Below are 20,783 nucleotides of genomic sequence, written 5' to 3' on the forward strand. Positions count from 1 at the left end.
TTCCGGGTGAGAATAGAAGCATGTACATCGTCCTCGCACCCGGCACCGGCGCTGCCCAGGCGAAGGACGAGACCTGGACCCTGCAGGAAACCGACGACGCCGGCGTTCCCTCCGCGCCCGCCGTCGTCATTACCCGGGACCGGCTGGCCGCGGCCGTTCGGCACTATGAACAACAGCCGGTCCGCTGGGTCTGGGAATCCGCCCGCGCAGTCTATTTCCGGCTGCTGGATGCCGGACTCACGGTGGAGCGCTGCCACGACCTCGCGCTGGTCCGCGGGATCCTGCGGTTCGCCGAGTCGGTGCCCTCCACTCCCTACATCGAAAAACTGCGCGCCGCGGAAGAGGCTCCAGACCCGGCACCCCGCCAGCTGCTCCCGGTCCAGCACTCCCCCGACCAGACCTCCATCTTCGATACCCTCGATGCCCCCGCCGGAGCGGCGGCCGGACCGCAGCAGGCCACCGCTGCAGAGCTCGCCGCCGAGCTGGCGGACCAACTGGATGCGATCGCGCGTGCCGCGTCCCCGGCGAAACTGAACCTGCTGGCCGTCGCGGAGTCCACCGGCGGCCTGATTGCCGTGGAAATGGAAAACTCCGGCATCCCGTGGCGCCGGGACATCCACGAAGCCATGCTCCGGGACACCCTCGGCCCCCGGCCCCCGGAGGGCCAGCGCCCCGAAAAGCTCGAACAGCTCGCCGCGGAGCTGCGCCGGCTGCTGGGCAACCCCGGCTTCAACCCGGACTCCCCGCAGGAGCTGCTGCGTGCCCTGCACCGCGCCGGGATCGAGGTGCACAGCACCCGCTCCTGGGAGCTCCAGCAGCAGGACCATCCCGCCATCGAGCCGCTGCTGCAGTACAAAAAGCTGTCCCGGCTCCTGACCGCCAACGGGTGGGCCTGGCTGGATGCCTGGGTGGACGGCGGCCGCTTCCGGCCCGAGTACGTGGTGGGCGGCGTGGTGTCCGGGCGCTGGGCCTCGCGCGGCGGCGGGGCGCTGCAGATCCCCAAGACCGTGCGGGACGCCGTTCGCCCGGACCCCGGCCACCGGCTCATCGTGGCCGACGCCGCGCAGCTGGAACCCCGGGTCCTCGCCGCCCTGGGGCAGGACAATGCACTGGCGACAGCAGCCCGCGGCAAGGACCTCTACCAAGGCATCGCCGACCGCAGTTTCGACGGCGACCGGGCCAAGGCCAAGATGGCAATGCTCGGGGCCATGTACGGTGCCACCAGCGGGGAATCGGGCCGGCTGATGCCGGTGCTGACCCGTGCCTACCCGCAGGCCATCGGCGTAGTGGAACGCGGCGCCCGGGCAGGGGAGGCCGGGCAGGTGGTCAGCAGCCACCTGGGCCGCAGTTCGCCGCCTGTTTCGGAACGCTGGCTCCGCGCCCAGCAAAGCACCAGCGCCGAGGAGCAGCGCCGCGCCGATTCTCTCGCCCGCGCCCATGGCCGGTTCACCCGCAACTTCGTGGTCCAGGCGACGGCGGCGGAATGGGCGCTGTGCTGGCTGGCGGAGATACGACGGCGGCTGCGGGCGGCGTCGTCGTCCTCCCCCGCCGGGGAACTGGTCTTTTTCCTGCATGACGAGGTGATGCTCCAGGTCCCCGCCGAACGGGTCGAGGAGGTCAGCGCGCTGGTAACGGAGGCAGCATCGGCGGCCACACGGCTGCTGTTCGGGCCGATTCCGCTGGAGTTCCCGGTGGTTGCAGTTGCCGTGGACTCCTACGCGGACGCCAAGTAGCAGCGCCGACTAGAGCGCGGGAACGATGTCCCGGCCCTCATCCCAAGGCAGGGTCCAGCCCAGTTCATCCAGCACGGCGTTGAGGATGATGCCGGTGAAGCCCCAAACCAGCACTCCGTTCACGCGGAAGGCCGGCGAACGGTACGTCCGCGAGCCGTTCGTGATGACGGCGGTCCGCCGGTTTTCCGGATTGAGCAGGTCGGCCACCGGTACGCGGAACACCGATGCGGACTCTCCGTAGTCCACCACGTCCACCGGCGTGGGCCGGTGCCACCAGCCCAGCACCGGGGTGACCAGGAAGTTGCTGACGGGCAGCCCCACCTCCGGCAGGGTCCCGAGGACCGTGACGCCGTCGGGGTCCAGTCCCGTTTCCTCCCGGGCTTCGCGCAGGGCTGCGGCTTCCGGGCCGGCGTCGCCGGCATCCAGGGAGCCGCCGGGAAAGGCCACCTGACCGGGGTGGTCGTTGAGTGTGGCTGCCCGCTCGATCAGCAGGACATCGAGTTCGGCGGGGACCCCGGCGGAACGGAAGTCCGAGGGCTTGTCATCCAGGTTGCCGAAGAGAATCAGCACGGCGGCACGGCGGGCCGTGGCCGGATCCACGCTGCGGCGCATCAGCTCCAGGTTCGCGTCGAAGTAGGTGGTGCGGGCGGCGGCGGAGACACCCAGCGCCCGCAGATCGGCGTAGGCGCTCATGCTTCCAGGCCGAAGCCGGCGGCCCGCAGCTGGACCCGGGTTTCGGCGGCCATCATCCGGGCGTGCAGTTCCTCGCGGCCGGGGGCCAGCTCATACTTGAGCAGTTTGCGTGCCTTCTCGGGGTCCGTCTCGCCTTCACCGTAGGAGGGGCAGAGCTGGGCGACGGCGCAGGCGCCGCAGGCGGGTTTCTTGGCGTGGCAGACCCGCCTGCCGTGGAACACCACCCGGTTGGAAAGCGGGGTCCAGTCCTTCGGCTCGAACAGCGCCGCAACGTCTTCTTCCACCTTCACCGGGTCCGTGGCAGTGGTCCAGCCGAACCGGCGGGACAGGCGCCCGAAGTGGGTGTCCACCGTGATTCCCGGAACGCCGAAAGCGTTGCCAAGCACCACGTTGGCGGTCTTCCGGCCGACGCCGGGCAGGGTGACCAGGTCCTCGAGCCGGTCCGGCACTTCGCCGTCGAACTCGTCGACCAGCCGGGTGGACAAAGCTTTCACGCTGGCCGCTTTCGCACGGAAGAATCCGGTGGGCCGGATTATCTCCTGCAGCGTCTCCTCGTCGGCCTCCGCCATCGCCTTGGCGTCGGGGTACCGGGCGAAGAGGATGGGCGTGACGGCATTGACCCGGATGTCCGTGGTCTGCGCCGAAAGCACAGTGGCCACCAGCAGCTCAAACGCGTTGGTGAAGTCCAGCTCGGCCACGGCGTAGGGATAAACCTCGCCGAGCATCCGGTTGATCCGCCGTGCCCTCCGCTTCAAAGCGAGGAGGGACGGATCGCTGCCGGTTGCCTTTGCCACTGCTGGGTGTCCTTCTACTGACGGTTGGATACTGCTGATGGCCCGAACGGCCTACTGGTCGGCGTCGACGCGCTCAATGTTGCTGAGGTCGCGCAGCACGCCGATGCGTCCGGTGCGCTTGTCCTGGACAAGGAATTCGTCGCCGCGGTCTTCCAGGCCCAGTTCCCAGTCACCCGGGTGGAACATAAACAGCGGCAGGCCGGTGCGCTCGTCGACAATCTGGCGGGGGGTCCCCACGGCGAACCAGAACGCCTCGACCACTGCCTCGGACTCGTCACGGGTAGCGGTAATGGGTTCCGCGTTGCCGGCTTCGGCTTCGTGGGCCCCTGCTGCGGACGTTTCGGGGGTTCCGGCGTCGCGGACCACCGGATTCACGGTCGTGGCGGCCATGGGCTCCTCGGCCTGCATTCCGGCGGCCGGAGCGGCAGCGGGCTGCGCCTGCGTAGCCGGGGATGCCGTGGCAGGGGAAACCTGCGTCGAGGGGGCGGAGGCAGCGTGCGCGGAGGCGGCGGGAGCGGCCGCTGCCGCCCCGGCGGTGGAGGTTCCGACGACGGCGGTGCCGCCCGGAGCGGAAAGTTCGGAGCCGCCCTGGCTCGGCGCGTCATGCACGGTGGTGCGGGTGTCCTCGTTGCGGCGCAGCGGGTTGGTGAAACGGCGGGCGCCGGCGGCGTTCTCCGTCTCCGGCTTCGCTTCAGGCTTCGGGCGGGCCGGACGCGGACGCAGCGGCAAAGCGTCGCGGGCAGTCAGCGCGGCAGCAGACTCGGGGCGGTTACGGAATTCCCGGGCAAAGAAGGGAAGGTGCGGCGCCAGGGTGGTGGACACCACCAGGCCCAGGGAACCGACCAGTGCGACCATCGCGCCGACGCTGAAGTCCGTCACCGTCTGGATGAAGAAGAACGCCAGGGCCAGCACAGCAGTCACGGAGGCGAACTGGTCCAGGGAAAGCGATCCGACGCGGGGCTTCATCTTGGGCGCGAGGCGGCGGCCGGCAAACAGTCCGGCTACCAGCAGCGGCAGCAGGATGCCAATGCCGATGAAGAACAGGGAAAACGCATTCCAAAGGTTGAAGTCCTCTTCAAACCCGAGGCGGGTCACCGTGAAGAACGGCAGGATGCTGCCCACGAGCATCACCAGGACCGAGGCGCCTACAACGGTGTCCCGAAGCCCGAAGGGCCCAACGAGGGCTTCCTGGTCCGTGGCGGCCGGATGTGCCTGCAGGCCCTTGTCCGTCGCGGAGGGGTGTCCGCCGGTTTCCGAAGATCCGGCCGTGGTGCGGGCCTCGTTCTCAACAGGGGGGTTGTTCATACTGATCTCCATTCACGACCCCCCTGCCCCTTGTCCGCACGGGGTGCGGACAAGAACTGGAGGTGCGCATCTACGGTACGTAGGCGGTTGCTTCCTTCAGACAGCCTAATCAACGACGGCGAGGCAGACTAGCGCGGGGGCGGCGCGTCCCGGCGGAGTGACATACCGCTCACCGCATAATCGCGCCGTTTTGTAACCGATTATGTGAGCGCGGACACAGTGGCGTAAATCCGGGGATAGGGTGGTTTGCAGCCATGCACGATTCCCCTAGTGATGGATTTTCAGCGAAGTGAAAGGGTTCAACCATGTCTGATCAGTCCCCTGCAAAGAAGCACGGAGACGCCTTCGAGAACCTGCTGCATGAGAGCCGGAGCTTCCCGCCGAGTGCCGAATTTGCAGCATCTGCAGTGGCCCGGCCCTCGCTGTACGAGGAGGCGGCAGCCGAGGGTCCCGAATTCTGGGCGCGGCAGGCGCGGAGCATTCTCTCTTGGGAACAGGATTTCACCCAGGCGCTGGACTGGACTGATGCTCCGTTCGCCAAATGGTTTGTCGGCGGCAAGCTCAACGCGGCGTACAACGCCCTGGACCGGCACGTCGAAGAAGGCCGCGGAGACCGGGTGGCCATTTACTTCGAGGGCGAACCCGGGGATACGCGCACTTACACCTATGCGCAGCTGACCGAAGAGGTCAAGAAGGCGGCGAATGCGTTCGAATCCCTGGGTGTCGCCAAGGGCGACCGCGTAGCGGTGTACCTGCCGATGATCCCCGAAGCGGTTATCACCATGCTGGCCTGCGCCCGGATCGGCGCCGTGCACTCGGTGGTCTTCGGCGGTTTCTCCGCCGACGCCCTGCGCAGCCGGATCGACGACGCCGAGGCGAAGCTCGTGGTCACGGCGGACGGCTCCTACCGCCGCGGCAAGCCCAGCGCACTCAAGCCCGCCGTGGACGAAGCCCTCGCCAAGGACGGCCATACCGTCCAAAACGTGCTGGTGGTCCGCCGCAACGGCGAGCCCGTGGAGTGGAACGACGGCCTGGACCGCTGGTGGCACGACGTCGTGGACACTGCGAGCGCCGAGCACACCCCCGTAGCCCACGACTCCGAGCATCCGTTGTTCATCCTCTACACCTCGGGAACCACGGGAAAGCCCAAGGGCATCCTGCACACCACCGGCGGGTTCCTCACCCAGACTGCCTTTACGCACCTGAACACCTTTGACCTGCACCCCGAAACGGACGTGTACTGGTGCACCGCGGACATCGGCTGGGTTACCGGCCACAGCTACGTCGCCTACGCCCCGCTGATCAACGGAGCCACGCAGCTGATTTACGAAGGCACCCCGGATACCCCGCACCAGGGCCGCTGGTGGGAGCTGGTGGAGAAGTACAAGGTCTCCATCCTCTACACCGCGCCCACCGCCATCCGCACCTGCATGAAGTGGGGCCGGGACATTCCGCAGAAGTACAACCTCGACTCCATCCGGGTACTGGGCTCGGTGGGCGAACCGATCAACCCCGAAGCATGGATGTGGTACCGGCAGGTCATCGGCGCCAACGGCGGCAAGAAGGAACACCCCGCCCCCATCGTGGACACGTGGTGGCAGACGGAAACCGGCGCCCACATGATCGCGCCGATGCCCGGCATCACGGCCACCAAACCGGGCTCTGCCCAGGTGGCCGTCCCCGGCATTTCAGTGGACGTGGTGGATGAGATGGGCGAATCGGTGCCCAACGGGTCCGGCGGTTTCCTCGTGGTCAAGGAACCCTGGCCGTCCATGCTGCGCGGCATCTGGGGTGACCCGGAACGTTTCAAGGAGACCTACTGGTCCCGGTTCGACAACATGTACTTCGCCGGTGACGGCGCCAAGAAGGACGAGGACGGCGACATCTGGCTCCTTGGCCGCGTGGACGACGTTATGAATGTCTCCGGGCACCGGCTCTCCACCACGGAGATCGAGTCCGCTTTGGTCAGTCACCCGTCGGTGGCCGAAGCCGCCGTCGTCGGCGCTGCGGACGACACCACCGGAGAAGCCGTGGTTGCCTTCGTGATCCTGCGCGGCAGCGCAAAGGACGACGACGACATTGTCACCACCCTGCGCAACCACGTGGGCAAGGAGATCGGACCGATCGCCAAGCCGCGGCACATCCTGGTGGTTCCCGAACTACCCAAGACCCGCAGCGGCAAGATCATGCGCCGGCTGCTCAAGGACGTGGCCGAGGGCCGCGAAGCCGGCGATTCGAGCACGCTGGCGGACAATACAGTGATGCAGCAGATTGCGGCTTCGCTCAAGAAGTAGGCCCCGCAGACAACAGCAGGTGCCGTCCCCTGATCGGGACGGCACCTGCCGTTGTTTAACCGTGCGGCTTAGCCGACGGTGACGTCCAGGTTCACGTCGATGTTGCCGCGGGTGGCGTTGGAGTAGGGGCAGACCTGGTGGGCGGCCTGGGTCAGCTTGTCCGCAGTGGCTTCGTCGACGCCGGACATCTCCACGTGGAGTTCAACGCCCAGCTTGAAGCCGCCGTCGTCGTTCTTGAAGATGCTGACGTCCGCCGTCACGGCGGCATCCGAGATTGGTGCCTTTTCCGCGCGGGCAATCATCTTCAGTGCGGAGAGGAAGCATGCGGCGTAGCCGGTGGCAAAAAGCTGCTCCGGGTTTGTACCTTCGCCGGAACCGCCCATTTCGGTCGGAGTGGACAGGTTCACCTCGAGCTTGCCGTCGCTGCTACGGGCTTCACCGTTGCGGCCGTCGCCGGTGGCGGTGGCGGCGGCAGTGTACAAAGCGCTCATGGGGAACTCCTTTTGTGGGGAAAAGTCGGTAGACCTCAAGGTAGACTAACTAGTACGTCTACTGCAAGTGAGGGAGTCAGGGGAACCATGATGGCAGCTACATCCGTGCGGGAGCGCATCCTGGCACAGGCCTCTCTCCTGTTTTACCGAGAGGGAATCCGGGCAGTCAGTGCCGACAAGATCATTGCCGCTGCCGGCACCACGAAGGTGACCTTCTACCGCTACTTCCGCTCGAAGGATGACCTCGTGGTCGCTTACCTGCGGGAGCAGTCGGCGGCAATGCGGGCACGGGCCGCGGAGCTGGACCCGGATCCGTGCACCGGATTGCTGCAGTTCGCTGAAGCGATGGGTGCCGAGGCCTGCAGCGCAGGCTTCCGCGGCTGCCCGTTCATCAATGCGGCGGCGGAATATCCGGACCCCGGCCATCCCGTCCGGGTGGTTGTTTCCGAGCACCGCGCGTGGCTGCATTCCCTCGTCACCGAACGGCTGCAGCAGCTGGGCATCGCGGACGCCGGACAGCTCGCGGACCAGCTGCTGATGCTGCGGGACGGCGCAATGGTGCATGGATACGTGGCGGACGGCACCGCCGTCGAACCGGCACTGATCACCGCCGGAAGAGCGCTGGTTCTTCCCCGCCTCCCGAAACCGGGACAGCCCTCCTAGATCCGCGGAAATCCGGACCAATGTGACATTGGACTCATGGACTTGGTGAAAGCCGCCACTGCTAGGACAATTCCTGTCTGTGTCTACTACACCCGCACCGGCCGCACCAGCCGCACCCCCCACCCCCTCCTCTTCCAAGATGGCCCGCAAAGTTGCGGGCGCCTCGTTTATCGGCACCGCTTTGGAGTCCTACGACTTCTATGTTTTCGGCACGGCCGCAGCCCTGATCCTGAACCGGATTTTCTTTCCCGACGTGGATGCAGCGACCGGCATCCTGCTGTCCTTCCTGACCTTGGGCATGGGCTTCATCGCCCGGCCCCTGGGCGCCATTCTCTTCGGCCACATCGGTGACCGGGTAGGACGCAAAACGTCCCTGATCGGAACCATCGTCCTGATGGGTACCGCCACCGGAGCCGTCGGCCTGCTGCCGGACTACAACACCATCGGGATCTGGGCGCCGCTGCTGCTGGTCGCGCTGCGCCTGCTCCAGGGCCTGGCCGTCGGGGGTGAATGGGGCGGTTCCATCCTGATTGCCACCGAGCACGCCGCTCCCCGAAAGCGGGCGCTGTACGCGGCCATCCCGCAGATCGGTTCGCCGGTAGGCACCATCATGGTCACCGGCATCTTCCTGCTGCTCACCCAGGTTTCCGACGAGGACCTGGCGGCCGGGGTCTGGCGCATTCCGTTCCTGCTGGCCTTCCCCTTTATGGGCATCGCCCTGTACCTGCGGCTGGCCATCGATGAAACCCCCGTTTTCAAGGGCGTGGCACAGGCGCACCAGATCACCCGGGTTCCGCTGCTGGAGGTGCTCCGCACCCAGTGGGCTGCAGTCCTGGTGGCGGCCGCGGCTGCACTGCTGGGTATCGGCTCCTACTTCCTGATGACCACCTACACCCAGTCCTACGGCACAACTGTGCTTGGGCTGTCCGAATCCACAGTCCTGAACGCGGCCTTGGTCGGTTCGGTGCTGCAGTTGGCAACCATCCCCGCGTTCGGTTTCCTGGCCAATCGGATCGGTTCGGCGCGGATGGTGATGGCCGGAGCCGTGGCCACCCTGCTGATCTCCTTCCCGCTGTACTTCATCATCAGCAACGCCACCGCGCCGGTCTACATCCTGACCATCCTGATCGGCGGCATCGCGCCGACGGCGGCGTGGGCGGCACTGGGCGGATTGATGGCGGATCTGTTCCCGGCCCGAACCGGCTTCACCGCTATGTCCCTGGCCTACAGCTTGGCCGGCATCCTCTCCGGATTCACCCCGTCCATCACCCAGGTGTTCTCCAATGCAACCGGCGGTGCGTGGTGGCATCCCGGCGTCGTCCTGGCCCTGATGTCCCTGATCACCATTGCCGGCGCGCTGGCCGCCCGCCGCATGACAGCGCGCAACACGGCCGCCGTGCAGCCTTCTTATCCAAGCTCCGGCATAGTTAAGCCATGACTGCAGCCGGAACCCGCAACCTCCTCGTCCTTAACGGCCCCAACCTGAACCTGTTGGGCACCCGCGAACCGGCGATCTACGGCAGCTCCACCCTGGCGGATGTGGAGGCCGCGGCAATGGCCGCGGCCTCCGCCCACGGCTGGACCGTGGACTGTGTCCAGTCCAACCACGAAGGCGATCTGATCGATGCCATCCACGCGGCGCGCGGCACTGCGGACGGCATTGTCATCAATCCCGGTGCCTACAGCCACACGTCGGTGGCCATCCCGGACGCCTTGTCCGGCGTGGAGCTGCCGGTGGTCGAGGTTCACCTGAGCAACATCCACCGCCGCGAGGAGTTCCGCCACCACTCCTTCGTCTCCGCAGTGGCGGAGGTAGTGATCTGCGGGGCCGGTATCAGCGGCTACCGCATGGCGGTGGACTACCTGATCGGGTCCGCGGGCGGCCGGGCCGCGGAGTAGCCATGGCCGGCACGGCGTAGCTGGGGCAGGATTATTTGCTGGTGCACTGGCCGGCGGAAACCGGGCTGTCATAACCCGGTGCGGCGTCAACCACAGGGCCGACCTCAGCCAGTGAGAGGGCATAGCCGATCGGCTGGTCGCTGGTGGTCTTGGCGAAAATGATGCCGGCGAGGCGGCCGTCCATGTCCAGCAGCGGCCCGCCGGAATTACCCTGCTGCACGTTCGCGGCCAGGGTGTAGACCTCCAGCACCGTTGGGGAGGTTCCGTAGATATCCCGGACGGACACGTTGGACAGGCCCTCGACGCTTGCGGCCTGCAGCCGGAACGGGCCGCCTGCCGGATAACCGGCAAAGGCCGCGGTGGTGCCGGCCGCAAGCGGCTCGCCCACGGGGACGGGATCGGCGTCGAGCCCTTCCACAGCGAGGACGGCCAGGTCGCGTGCTGAATCGAAGTGGACCACCCGTCCGGGGAGCACGCTGCCGTCGGGAACCTCCACTACCGGTTCGTTCACGCCGGCAACCACGTGGGCGTTGGTGAGCACGCGGTCATCCGCCACCACAACGCCTGACCCTGTCTGGTTCTGACCGCACTGATACGCCGTGCCGGTGATTTTGAGGACCGACGCCGACGCGGTCCGCAGCTCCTCGGAGTCCACCTCCGCGCTGGGCGGGACAGCCGTTTGGGGTGCGGCGCTGTCAAGGATGGTCGGCAGCCCCTCGGAGACAGTGAAGGAACGAATCTGCGCACTCCAGGTCTTCACCTGCTCGGGGGTGGCATCGTCAATGGTGGTGAGTACCTTCGAGGCGGCAATCTGCTGGGACAGGAACGGAACGCCCAGCGTCGTCACGCTGAAGGCAAGCATGGCCATGACCAGCGCTGCCACTACAAGGTTGGCGGCACCGCCGAGTACGCGGTCCAGGAACTTCAGCGGCGGGAAATTCAGCCACCTGCGGATCATTCCGCCAAGCGCGGCTCCGGCCGCGTGGCCCACGAGCACCAGGACGACGGCCGTGGCAATGACCACCGTCAGCCGCCAGCCGTTATCCGGAACCCATTCGGCAACCAGCGGAATGGCAAAGAAGGCGCCAACGGCGCCGGCAACGAATCCCACGATCCCGCCGAGGGTCACCACCAGTCCGTTGCGCAGTCCTGCAACGAGGTAGAAGATCAGGACGAGGAGCAGGATGATGTCCAGAAGTGTCAGTCCGAGCACAAAGAGCTCCAAGCGTGTCAATCGGGTGGCCGGGCGGTGGAAGGCCGCTGCAGTGCGAGTTTATAGGGACAACCTCCGGAACCCGTTATCAGGATTGACCCGGCGCCTGTGGTCCTGCCCTCTTTTTCGGACCTATCGGTGAACAAACGTGCTTTAGGTATCACTAGGGGGTGACGTGCGGCAAGATAATAAGGAGAGACCACTATTTACAGGAGATTTCATGGATATCGAGGTACTGCGCCGCGCGCCGTTGTTCGCCTCTCTGGGAGACGACGTCTTCGCCGCCCTGACCGAAGAGCTCACTGAGGTCGACCTCTCACGCGGCGCCTCCGTCTTCCGCGAAGGCGATCAGGGCGACCAGCTCTATTTCATCGTCTCCGGCAAGATCAAGCTTGGCCGCTCCGCCCCGGACGGTCGGGAAAACCTGCTGGCGATCCTCGGCCCGGGCGAACTGTTCGGCGAGATGGCCCTCTTTGATCCCTCGCCCCGGAACGCCACGGCAACCGCCGTTTCCGAAACCCGCCTTGCGGGCCTGCGGCACGAGAACCTGCGCGCCCTGATTGAAACCCGCCCCGAGGTTTCCGTCCAGCTGCTGCAGGCACTGGCCCGCAGGCTTCGCCGGACGAACGAGTCCCTGGCGGACCTCGTGTTCTCCGACGTTCCGGGCCGCGTGGCAAAGGCGCTGTTGGACCTGGCGGACCGCTTCGGCCGTCCCGCGACCGACGGCATCCTGGTTGCGCACGAGCTCACCCAGGAGGAGCTGGCCCAGCTGGTTGGCGCCTCCCGCGAAACTGTGAACAAGGCCCTCGCCGAGTTTGTCCAGCGTGGGTGGCTGCGCCTGGAAGCCCGCGCGGTTGTCATTCTTGACGTCCAGCGGCTGCGCCAGCGCTCCCGCTAAAGGCACGAAACACCAACAACGGCGGCGTCGGTCCCTGCGACCGACGCCGCCGTTGTTGTTTGAGATCCGTGCACGTTTGTGCACCGGCCGAGCCGAGGCCGGCTAGCGCCCGTGCTGGGAGGATCCTTCGGTGCCGCCACCTGGGCGGACGGCTACGCAGGGCTTCCCATCAACCTCGACCAGTTCCGGCTGGTAAACGGCCGCGGGCCGGCGGCTCGAAAGATACGCGATACAGCCTCGGGCGGACGCTACCTTTTCCAGCGTGAGTTCGACGGCGGGAACCACCAGTTCGCCCAGGGTCAGCCCGGTCGTGTCCTGCTGGCCGATTTCGTCGCCCAACTCGGTGCTGTCCCGCGCGGCAATGACTTCCGCCGCCGGTTTCCAGTCTGCCCAGACACCTTTACCCTCCAGCAGGGTGGCGTCCTGGCCCACCGGCTGGACCGCGGCAAAGTAACGGGTATCGAAGCGCCGGAGCGCAAAGTCGGCGCTGTGCCAGTTGGAGAGCGGGCGCAAAAGGTCGGTGCGCAGGCCGAGGCCGCGCTTTCCAAGCAGCTCCAGGAAGGATGCCTCCTGGGTGGCAATGGCCGTTCGTGCAGCCATCCATTCCGGGCCGCGGTTGCTTTCCAGCAGTGTGGACTCGTCGGGGCCGGCGAGCAGGATGCCGGTTTCTTCGAACAACTCGCGGATCGCGGCCACGACGTGGCGGCGGGCGAGCCGCGCGTCGTCGGCACCCATGGACTTCGCCCACAGTGCCGGGGCCGGACCGTACCACGCGACCTGCGCGTCGTCGTTCTCTTCGATGCTGCCGCCCGGGAAGGCGACCTTACCCAGGGGCGATTCGCCGCGCCGGTACGAAAGGTACGTCTGGGTACCGCGCGGGGAGTCCCGCAGCAGCACCACCGAGGACGCCAGCCGCGGTTTGCGGGGCGTGCGGTCGGGGCGCTCGAACCAAGTCTGGGCCGCCACCCGGTCCGCGGGGGCTACCGGGAAAAGCCGGACTGTGGAGTTAGGCAAATTCAACGATCATTTCTACTTCAACAGGCGCGTCCAGGGGCAGGACCGCGACACCGACGGCGGAACGGGCATGGCTTCCCGCCTTGCCGAAGACATTTCCCAGCAGCTCGGAAGCACCGTTAATGACGGCCGGCTGGCCGGTGAAGGAAGGGTCGGAGGCGACGTAGCCCACCACCTTCACCACCCGTACCACGCGGTCAAGGTCACCAATCTGAGCCTTCACGGCAGCCAGGGCATTGACGGCGCAGATGGCCGCGTAGGACGCGGCCTCCTCTGCGCCCACTTCGGCACCGACCTTGCCCGTGGCCGGCAGGACCCCGTCCACAAACGGCAGCTGGCCGGAAGTGTGGACGAGGTTTCCGGTGATCACGGCCGGAACGTAGACGGCCACCGGAGACGCGACGGAGGGAAGGCTCAGGCCCAGTTCCCGGAGCCTGACCTCAACAGCCGAGACTGCACCGGCAGCGCTGGTCACTGGTTTTTTTCGCGTTTCATGTAGGCGACGGAACCGGTTCCGTTCGGCGCCGAAGCGATCTGTACCAGTTCCCAGCCTTCGTCCCCGTGCATATTGAGGACTTGGCCGGGTGTGTGCAGTGGAAGAGGCGTAATGAAGTATTCCCATTTGGTCATAAGGGAAAGCGTAACGTGCTTGTAGACTGTCTCGCATGGCAGCACGCAAATCACCGTTCTTTGACACGGCGACCACTCTCGGGAAGCTCGTCGCGTTCTTCGGCATCAGTGCTCTTTGCGGAGTCCTGGCTGCCGGTCTCCTGGTTCCCGTAGCCGCAGCAGCAGGCACAGCCGCATCCGGATCCATCCAGTTCTTTGACCAGCTTCCCTCGGAGCTGGAACGCGGGGCACTGGCCACGCCGTCAAAGATCTACGCAAACGACGGCTCCCTGATCGCCACGGTGTACGAGGAGAACCGCCAGCCGGTGACCCTCGACCAGGTGTCGCCGAATATGGTGGATGCCATGCTGGCCATCGAGGATGACCGGTTCTACGATCACGGCGGGGTGGACCTGCAGGGCATCATGGGGGCCCTTGTGTCCAATGCCACCAGTGACAGCACGCGCGGTGCTTCCACCATCACCCAGCAATACGTAAACAACGTCATCATTGACACCAACATGCAGAACAACGAGGAAGTTGTTTTCAGCGGCGGTAAATCGGTTGGCGACAAGCTTCGCGAAATGAAGCTTGCAATTGCGGTGGAAAAAGAGCTCAGCAAGGACGAAATCCTTGAGGGCTACTTCAATATCGTTCCGTTCAGCGGCACCACGTACGGCGTCCAGGCTGCGGCCCGCTACTTCTTCAACGTTGATGCCAAGGACCTGACCATCGCCCAGTCGGCCCTGCTGGCCGGCGTCGTCAACGGTCCCACTTTCTACAGCCCGGAGCTGAACCCCGAGCGCGCCCTGGAACGCCGGAACCTGGTGCTCCAGGCCATGTTGGATAAGGGCCGCATCGCGCAGGCAGACTTCGACGCCGCTGTTGCCACCGGACTGGACCTGCAGATCACGCCGGTATCGAGCAACTGCGTTGGTGCCTCACAGGCCCCCTATTTCTGTGACTACGTAACACGCCTTGTGCTCAACGACGAGAACTTCGGCGCCACCGAGGAAGATCGGGACAAGCTGCTCAAGCGCGGCGGCCTGACCATCAAGACCACCCTGAACCCAACGTTCCAGAATGCCGCGCAGACAGCCGTCAACGAAACGGCCAATCCGGACACCACCGACGCTGAGATCGGCCACGCGATGGTCAGCATCGAACCGGGCACCGGCAAGATCCTGACCATGGCCCAGAACACCCGGTACACGCCGGAACTCGCGGACGGCAACTCCGTCCAGAACTTCAACGTGGACGTCAACCAAGACGGTGATCCAAGCAAACCGCTCAACGGCTTGGGTGGTTTCCAGCCCGGGTCCACGTACAAGCCGTTCACAGTTGCTGCCTGGCTGGATTCGGGCAAAACCCTGAACACCACCCTGAACGGGTCCAAGCGCACCTACCCCGCGGGGCACTCCTGGAACGCCAAGTGCCTGCCCGGCGGCCGCTACGTTGCACTTGAACCGTGGACGCCCATCAACTACGGCGACACGAACTACAAGAGCACCACCGTCCTGGACGGCCTGGCGCAGTCCTACAACACCATCACCCTCGCGGAGATCAACCAGCTGGATTTGTGCTCCTTCCAGGAAATCGCCTTTGCCGCAGGAATCCACAACGGCAAGAGCTCGGAAGGCAAAGAGGACATGCTCTCCGTCGACCCGCCGTCCACCTTCGGCGGCGGCGGCGACGCCTCTCCGCTGTCCATGGCCACCGGTTTTGCTACTCTTGCCGCCGAAGGCATGAAGTGTGACCCCATTGCGCTTGAGTCCGTCACCGGCGCCGACGGCACCGAATATCCGGTTCCGGAGCAGTCCTGCGAGCAGGTGATGCGCAAAGAGGTTGCCCAGGGCGTCAATATGGCCACTCAGCGGGTGATGACCAACGGTTCCGGTGTGAACCTGCAGGTCGGTGTTCCCACCGCCGGCAAGACCGGCACCAACGACACCCGCTCGCAGACCTGGTTCATGGGCTACAGCACCGGAATGGTCACCGCCTCGTGGATCGGCAACTGGAAAGCCAATAACACCACCATGTCCGACAAGCTGATCGGCGGACGGACCTACCCGGAAATCGACGGCTCCCTGATCGCCGGTCCCTCCTGGAAGAATTACATCCAGCGGATTGCCGGCCAGTACGAAGCCAACGCGTTTACCGCTCCCCCGGCCAGCATGGTCGGCAACACGGCACCGCCCCGCGCCACTCCGCCGGCTTCCCCGCCGGCCTCCCCTGCCGCAGATCAGGGGCCTGGCAACGGCGGCGGCAACGGTAACGGCGGCAACGGCGGCGGTGAAGGCGGCGGCAACGGTAACGGCGGTAACGGCGGCGGTGAAGGCGGCGGCAACGGTAACGGCGGCGGCAACGGCGGCGGTAACGGCTAGTGGCTGATTCGACCCTCACCTCTGTGGTGCGGAAGGCAGCATGGCTGGCCGGCGGCCTCGCCGGCACCGGCGCTGCGGCCTTCGCCTACGGCTCCCTGATAGAACGGAACCTCTTCGGTGTCCGTGAAGAAACCGTCCGGGTCCTGCCGACCGGAAGCGCTCCCCTGCGGGTCCTGCACCTTTCGGACATCCACTTTGTTCCCGGCCAGGAGCGGAAAGTCCGCTGGCTGCAGGGCCTGGCTGAGCTGGAACCGGATCTGGTAGTCAACACCGGCGACAATCTCAGCCACCCGCAGGCAGTACCAGCCGTGCTTGAGGCGCTGAAACCCGTGATGCGTTTCCCGGGTGTCTTTGTCCCGGGCTCCAACGACTACTACGCCCCGGTCCTGAAGAATCCGTTCACATACTTCACCGGCCCCTCCAAGCATCGGCGCGAACCTGAGAAGCTGCCTTGGGGCAGCCTCTTCGACTCCTTCCAGGACGCCGGCTGGCAGAACCTGACCAACACCAGCAGTGTGATGGACCTGCCCGGCCTGCGCCTGAACTTTTCCGGAGTGGATGACCCGCACCTGGGACGGGACAAATATCAGGGCTTTGCTCCGTCCGGCGCATCCCCATCCACGGGAAACAACGCAGCACCCGAAGTGAAGATCGGCGTCGCCCACGCTCCCTATCAGCGCGTGCTCAACGAGTTCACCGGCGGAGGCGCCGAGATCATCCTCGCAGGGCACACCCACGGTGGACAGGTCTGCATTCCCGGCTACGGCGCCCTGGTCAGCAACTGCGACCTGCCGACCTGGCAGGCCCGCGGCCTGACCTCCTGGGCACACGCAGGACGCCGGGTGCCGCTGAATGTCTCCGCCGGCATCGGCACCTCACGCTACGCACCGGTGCGCTTTGCCTGCCGTCCCGAGGCAGTCCTGCTGACCCTGACGGCGCGGGACACCTAAGCCCGGATCCGGCTCCGGACCGGCCCTTCCGCAGCGGCCGCCGGAGAGGTTCAAGACGTCCGTTTCGCGGAATCGGGATTTGTCTAGTATCCTTGTAAAGTTGCTTCGCGAGGTCGTCAAACACTTCAGCGGAACAGTGGTTACGGGGTGTGGCGCAGCTTGGTAGCGCGCGTCGTTCGGGACGACGAGGTCGCAGGTTCAAATCCTGTCACCCCGACCAGAAAGGGCCGGTCAGAGAAATCTGACCGGCCCTTTTGCGTTAAGGTGCCAAGAGCACATGCCGGGACTAGACGAACTTCTCCCCGGTAAGCCGTTCGTAGGCCTCCACATACCGGCTCCGGGTGCGTTCGACGACGTCGTCCGGGAGGGCAGGGGGCGGCGCATCGGAGTACCGGTCCCAGCCCGAGGCCGGTGAGGTAAGCCAGTCCCGCACATATTGCTTATCGAAGGACGGCTGGGCCTGGCCGGGTGAATACAGTGCCGCGTCCCAGAAACGGGACGAATCCGGGGTCAGCACTTCGTCCCCCAAAGTGACCGCACCGGTCACCGGATCCTTTCCGAACTCCACTTTGGTATCCGCAAGGATGATCCCGCGTTCCCGTGCCACGGCTTCTGCCCGGGTGTAGATCTGCAGCGTCAGCGTACGCAGCTCTTCCGCCGTGCCGGGGCCCACTGTGTCCACCACTGCCTCATAGGTGATGTTCTCGTCATGTTCGCCCTGCTCGGCCTTGGCCGAGGGGGTAAACACGGCCGGTTCAATCCGCGAACCGTCCACCAGCCCGGCAGGCAGCGGCAACCCGCATACTGTGCGGGAGGCCTGGTACTCGGCCAGCCCGGAGCCGGTCAGGTAACCGCGCGCAATACACTCCACCGGGTACATCTCCAGCTTTTTGCAGATCATCGCCCGGCCGGCCACCGTCTCCGGAACACCCTCCCGGGCGGAAATCACATGGTTCGGGATGTCCCCCAGCTGGTCAAACCACCAAAGACTGAGCTGGGTGAGGATCCGCCCCTTGTCCGGAATGGTGGTGGCCAGCACGTGGTCATACGCGCTGATCCGGTCGCTGGCCACTACCAGCACGCGGCCGGCGTCGTCCCCGTCCCCTTCGGGCACGTACAGATCGCGCACCTTGCCCGAATACACATGCCGCCAGCCGGGCAGCTGGGGCGCACGGCCCGTACCGTCGCTCATGCGAGTTTCCCTTCGCGGGCCACTTCGGCCTCCGGCTCGGCGGTGCTGCCCGGCTGCCCCGAGCTGCCTTCCGGAACCCGCACTTCGCCGCGGGCAGCCTTCAAGGCAATATCGGTGCGGTGCTGGGACCCTTCGAGCCGGATCAGATCGACGCCGGCGTAGGCACGGTCCCTCGCCTCGTTCAGGTCCGAACCCAGCGCGACAACGGAAAGTACCCGCCCGCCGGCGCTGTGCACTTTGTCCTTCTTGAGCTTGGTCCCGGCGTGCAGCACGTGTACGCCCTCCAGCCGCCCGGCTTTCTTCAGCCCGCGCACCCGGTCACCGGTCCTCGGCTTGCCCGGATAGTTTTCTGCTGCGACCACGACGGCGACGGCGGGGCGCGGGTCCCATTTCAGCTGTTCCATGGCGTCCAGCTCCCCCTTGGCCGCCGCCATCAGCAGCCCGCCGAGCGGTGTCTTCAACCGGGCCAGCACCGCCTGCGTCTCCGGGTCACCGAAGCGGGCGTTGAATTCGATGACCCGCACCCCGCGCGTCGTCAGGGCAAGCCCGCAGTAAAGCACGCCCACGAAAGGGGTGCCGCGGGAAGCCATTTCGTCGATGGTCGGCTGCGCAACCCGGCGGACTACGTCCTGCACCAGCCCGGCCGGTGCCCAGTCCACAGGCGAGTAGGCGCCCATGCCACCGGTGTTGGGGCCGGCGTCGTTGTCGAAAATCCGCTTGAAGTCCTGGGCCGGAGCCAGCGGCACCACATGCCGTCCGTCCGAGAGCACGAAGAGCGAGACCTCGGGGCCGTCCAGGAATTCCTCGATCACCACGGTTCCGCCCGCCTCGAAGCAGGCGCGGGCATGCTCCAGTGCTTCGTTCCGGTCCGAAGTCACCACCACGCCCTTGCCCGCGGCCAGCCCGTCGTCCTTGACCACGTACGGAGTGCCGAAGGTGTCGAGTGCGTCGGCGGCTTCCTCCATGGTGCCGGCCATGCGCGCCATGGCCGTGGGAACGTTGGCGGCCGCCATGACCTGCTTGGCGAAGGCTTTGGAAGCTTCGAGCTGGGCGGCAGCCTGTGACGGACCGAACACGGCAAACCCCGCCTCCCGCAGCGCGTCGGCCACACCTGCCGCGAGCGGTGCTTCCGGTCCGATGACCACCAGGTCGGAACCGAGGGAGCGGGCCAGTTCCGTGACCGCGGAGGGGTCGGTGGCCTCGACCGGGTGGACCGGCACCAGCTGGGCAATGCCTGCGTTCCCGGGTGCCGCGTGGACCTCGCGGACATAGGGATCAGCTAGGAGCGCTCGGACAAGGGCATGTTCGCGGCCGCCGGGGCCTACTACGAGAACCTTCACAGTAGATCAGGGTACTTGCTGGGATGGACCGCCTGAAAGCACCTGCCCAACATGACGCCGCGGCACGGATTGCCGCCGGGATGCCTGCCCGCGGCAGCTTGGCATCCGTGGCTACCTATTTGCCATTCGTCCGGTACCTGCAGGCCGACGTCCCTTGCAGGTAGCCCCGAGGCGGATCGATAGTGGAAGTGCGGGCGCTGCAGCGGTGCGGCGCATACCGAGGAACAGCGGGGGGCAGCGAGATCGACGGCGGTGCCGGGGCCGTCATCGCCGGTTCGCCCCCCGCACCCCTTTAGACTGAAGAACATGAACGCAACTTTTACCGCGTCCGACGCCGTTGAACTGGCAGTGCTGGAGCGCAACGGTTTTATTGAATCCCGCCACATCGGCTCCGCCGTCGTGATGGCCGCCGACGGCACCGTGGTCACGGAACTCGGTGACATCACCACGCCGATCTTCCCCCGCTCCACGCTCAAGCCGTTCCAAGCCGTCGCGGCCATGCAGTCCGGGGTGCCGCTGCGCGGGCCGCAGGTGGCACTTGCCGCCGCCAGCCACGTCGGCTCCCGGGAACACACCGACGTCGTACGCGGCATGCTGGCCGCCGCCGGCGTCACCGAGGGGCACCTGCAGTGCCCCGAGGACTGGCCGCAGGACACCGAGGCTCGAAATGAACTCATCCGCGAAGGCAAGGGGCCGCAGCGGATCGCATTCAACTGCTCCGGCAAGCATGCCGCCTTCCTCTGGGCGTGCACCGAGAACAACTGGGACCACGCCACCTACCTGGATCCCCAGCATCCGCTGCAGCGCCGCATCGCAGAGGTGATCGAGGAATTCACCGGTGAAACCGTGCAGCACTGGGCGGTGGACGGCTGCGGCGCGCCGCTGGCCGCTGTCTCGCTGACCGGCCTGGCCCGCGGCATCGGCCGGCTGGCCAAGGCGCCGTCCGGCAAGCACGGCAACGCCCGTGCGGCAACGGTTGCCACCGCGATGCTCGATTACCCGTGGGCGGTGCACGGCCACGGCCGCGAGAACTCGGTTGTGATGGAGGACCTGGGGATCATCGCCAAGAACGGCGCCGAGGGTGTCCTGGTGCTGGGCACCGACACCGGCGTTGCCGTGGCGCTGAAGATGCTCGACGGCAATACCCGCGCCGCATCCCTGGTGGGCCTGACGCTGCTGGCTGCCAGCGGCGCCGTCGATCCGCTGGCCGTGGAGAAGGTGCTGACCAAGATCATGCAGCCGGTACTCGGCGGCGGACAGCCCGTGGGAAGCCTGCGGCTGGGTGCGCCGGTCACGGCGCTGCTGGGCTAG

At 66.3% G+C, this 20,783-nt stretch carries 19 protein-coding genes and 1 tRNA gene; 10 read left to right on the forward strand and 10 right to left on the reverse strand.

The window, feature by feature from the left end:
- The first annotated feature begins 20 nt into the window (after nt 1-20).
- On the forward strand, nt 21-1,733 hold the full coding sequence (locus NNX34_RS03045) for a bifunctional 3'-5' exonuclease/DNA polymerase (RefSeq protein WP_255765057.1): 1,713 nt from the start codon (nt 21-23) through the stop codon (nt 1,731-1,733).
- 9 nt (nt 1,734-1,742) lie between these two features.
- Here the strand turns inward: NNX34_RS03045 and NNX34_RS03050 are convergent, their stop codons facing one another.
- From NNX34_RS03050 to NNX34_RS03060, 3 genes are read right to left on the reverse strand one after another with little or no spacing between them, the layout of a single operon-like run.
- Nucleotides 1,743-2,426: a CoA pyrophosphatase gene (locus NNX34_RS03050; protein WP_370647212.1), complete on the reverse strand. Its 684-nt coding sequence runs from the start codon at nt 2,424-2,426 to the stop codon at nt 1,743-1,745.
- Nucleotides 2,423-3,220: an endonuclease III gene (gene nth / locus NNX34_RS03055; RefSeq protein ID WP_255765059.1), complete on the reverse strand. Its 798-nt coding sequence runs from the start codon at nt 3,218-3,220 to the stop codon at nt 2,423-2,425. Before nth ends, NNX34_RS03050 begins: the two co-directional genes overlap by 4 nt.
- A gap of 51 nt (nt 3,221-3,271) precedes the next feature.
- On the reverse strand, nt 3,272-4,525 hold the full coding sequence (locus NNX34_RS03060; RefSeq protein ID WP_255765060.1) for a hypothetical protein: 1,254 nt from the start codon (nt 4,523-4,525) through the stop codon (nt 3,272-3,274).
- 305 nt (nt 4,526-4,830) lie between these two features.
- Here NNX34_RS03060 and acs point away from each other — a divergent pair, with 305 nt between their 5' ends.
- Nucleotides 4,831-6,819: an acetate--CoA ligase gene (gene acs, locus NNX34_RS03065; protein ID WP_255765062.1), complete on the forward strand. Its 1,989-nt coding sequence runs from the start codon at nt 4,831-4,833 to the stop codon at nt 6,817-6,819.
- A 68-nt stretch (nt 6,820-6,887) separates the two neighbouring features.
- Here the strand turns inward: acs and NNX34_RS03070 are convergent, their stop codons facing one another.
- Nucleotides 6,888-7,310 (reverse strand): organic hydroperoxide resistance protein, encoded by a 423-nt coding sequence (locus tag NNX34_RS03070; protein WP_255765064.1) that lies wholly within the window; start codon nt 7,308-7,310, stop codon nt 6,888-6,890.
- A 90-nt stretch (nt 7,311-7,400) separates the two neighbouring features.
- Here NNX34_RS03070 and NNX34_RS03075 point away from each other — a divergent pair, with 90 nt between their 5' ends.
- The 3 genes from NNX34_RS03075 (at nt 7,401) to aroQ (ending at nt 9,872) form a co-directional block, all read left to right on the forward strand.
- The gene (locus NNX34_RS03075) at nt 7,401-7,973 is read left to right on the forward strand and encodes a TetR/AcrR family transcriptional regulator (RefSeq protein ID WP_255765066.1); all 573 of its coding nucleotides are present in this window, start codon (nt 7,401-7,403) and stop codon (nt 7,971-7,973) included.
- A 139-nt stretch (nt 7,974-8,112) separates the two neighbouring features.
- Nucleotides 8,113-9,411: an MFS transporter gene (locus tag NNX34_RS03080; RefSeq protein WP_255765067.1), complete on the forward strand. Its 1,299-nt coding sequence runs from the start codon at nt 8,113-8,115 to the stop codon at nt 9,409-9,411.
- Nucleotides 9,408-9,872, forward strand: coding sequence for a type II 3-dehydroquinate dehydratase (gene aroQ, locus NNX34_RS03085; RefSeq protein WP_255765068.1), 465 nt, complete (start codon nt 9,408-9,410; stop codon nt 9,870-9,872). The genes NNX34_RS03080 and aroQ overlap by 4 nt, the downstream gene beginning before the upstream one ends.
- A 31-nt stretch (nt 9,873-9,903) precedes the next feature.
- Here aroQ and NNX34_RS03090 read toward each other — a convergent pair whose 3' ends face one another.
- The gene (locus NNX34_RS03090) at nt 9,904-11,085 is read right to left on the reverse strand and encodes a MarP family serine protease (protein ID WP_255765069.1); all 1,182 of its coding nucleotides are present in this window, start codon (nt 11,083-11,085) and stop codon (nt 9,904-9,906) included.
- A 220-nt stretch (nt 11,086-11,305) separates the two neighbouring features.
- Between NNX34_RS03090 and NNX34_RS03095 the strand changes: the two genes are divergently transcribed.
- A complete protein-coding gene (locus NNX34_RS03095) occupies nt 11,306-11,983 on the forward strand; it encodes a Crp/Fnr family transcriptional regulator (RefSeq protein WP_146360700.1) in 678 nt (225 codons plus the stop codon).
- A 102-nt stretch (nt 11,984-12,085) separates the two neighbouring features.
- On the opposite strand, the gene NNX34_RS03100 is transcribed toward NNX34_RS03095, so the two are convergent.
- The 3 genes from NNX34_RS03100 to NNX34_RS03110 are packed head-to-tail and all read right to left on the reverse strand — an operon-like array spanning nt 12,086 to nt 13,627.
- Complete coding sequence (locus NNX34_RS03100) at nt 12,086-12,997, reverse strand: NUDIX hydrolase (protein WP_255765070.1); 912 nt, start codon at nt 12,995-12,997, stop codon at nt 12,086-12,088.
- Nucleotides 12,990-13,472: a RidA family protein gene (locus NNX34_RS03105; protein WP_255765071.1), complete on the reverse strand. Its 483-nt coding sequence runs from the start codon at nt 13,470-13,472 to the stop codon at nt 12,990-12,992. Before NNX34_RS03105 ends, NNX34_RS03100 begins: the two co-directional genes overlap by 8 nt.
- Nucleotides 13,469-13,627, reverse strand: a complete 159-nt coding sequence (locus tag NNX34_RS03110) for a DUF4177 domain-containing protein (protein ID WP_227919175.1) — start codon at nt 13,625-13,627, stop codon at nt 13,469-13,471. Before NNX34_RS03110 ends, NNX34_RS03105 begins: the two co-directional genes overlap by 4 nt.
- A 35-nt stretch (nt 13,628-13,662) precedes the next feature.
- On the opposite strand from NNX34_RS03110, the gene NNX34_RS03115 reads away from it, so the two are divergent.
- The 3 genes from NNX34_RS03115 to NNX34_RS03125 all read left to right on the forward strand — a co-directional run bounded on the left by NNX34_RS03115 (nt 13,663) and on the right by NNX34_RS03125 (nt 17,160).
- Nucleotides 13,663-15,990 carry a transglycosylase domain-containing protein gene (locus NNX34_RS03115; RefSeq protein ID WP_255765072.1) on the forward strand — a complete coding sequence of 776 codons (2,328 nt, stop codon included), beginning with the start codon at nt 13,663-13,665 and terminating at the stop codon, nt 15,988-15,990.
- Nucleotides 15,990-16,940 (forward strand): metallophosphoesterase, encoded by a 951-nt coding sequence (locus NNX34_RS03120; protein WP_370647213.1) that lies wholly within the window; start codon nt 15,990-15,992, stop codon nt 16,938-16,940. Before NNX34_RS03115 ends, NNX34_RS03120 begins: the two co-directional genes overlap by 1 nt.
- A 143-nt stretch (nt 16,941-17,083) precedes the next feature.
- Nucleotides 17,084-17,160, forward strand: a tRNA-Pro gene (locus tag NNX34_RS03125).
- A gap of 66 nt (nt 17,161-17,226) precedes the next feature.
- Here the strand turns inward: NNX34_RS03125 and NNX34_RS03130 are convergent.
- On the reverse strand, nt 17,227-18,132 hold the full coding sequence (locus tag NNX34_RS03130) for a phosphoribosylaminoimidazolesuccinocarboxamide synthase (RefSeq protein ID WP_255765073.1): 906 nt from the start codon (nt 18,130-18,132) through the stop codon (nt 17,227-17,229).
- Complete coding sequence (gene purD, locus NNX34_RS03135; RefSeq protein WP_255765074.1) at nt 18,129-19,472, reverse strand: phosphoribosylamine--glycine ligase; 1,344 nt, start codon at nt 19,470-19,472, stop codon at nt 18,129-18,131. The genes NNX34_RS03130 and purD overlap by 4 nt, the downstream gene beginning before the upstream one ends.
- Nucleotides 19,473-19,778: 306 nt before the next feature.
- Between purD and NNX34_RS03140 the strand changes: the two genes are divergently transcribed.
- The gene (locus NNX34_RS03140; RefSeq protein ID WP_255765075.1) at nt 19,779-20,783 is read left to right on the forward strand and encodes an asparaginase; all 1,005 of its coding nucleotides are present in this window, start codon (nt 19,779-19,781) and stop codon (nt 20,781-20,783) included.

The sequence above is a fragment of the Arthrobacter sp. zg-Y1116 genome, assembly GCF_024385485.1.
Classification (GTDB): domain Bacteria; phylum Actinomycetota; class Actinomycetes; order Actinomycetales; family Micrococcaceae; genus Arthrobacter_B.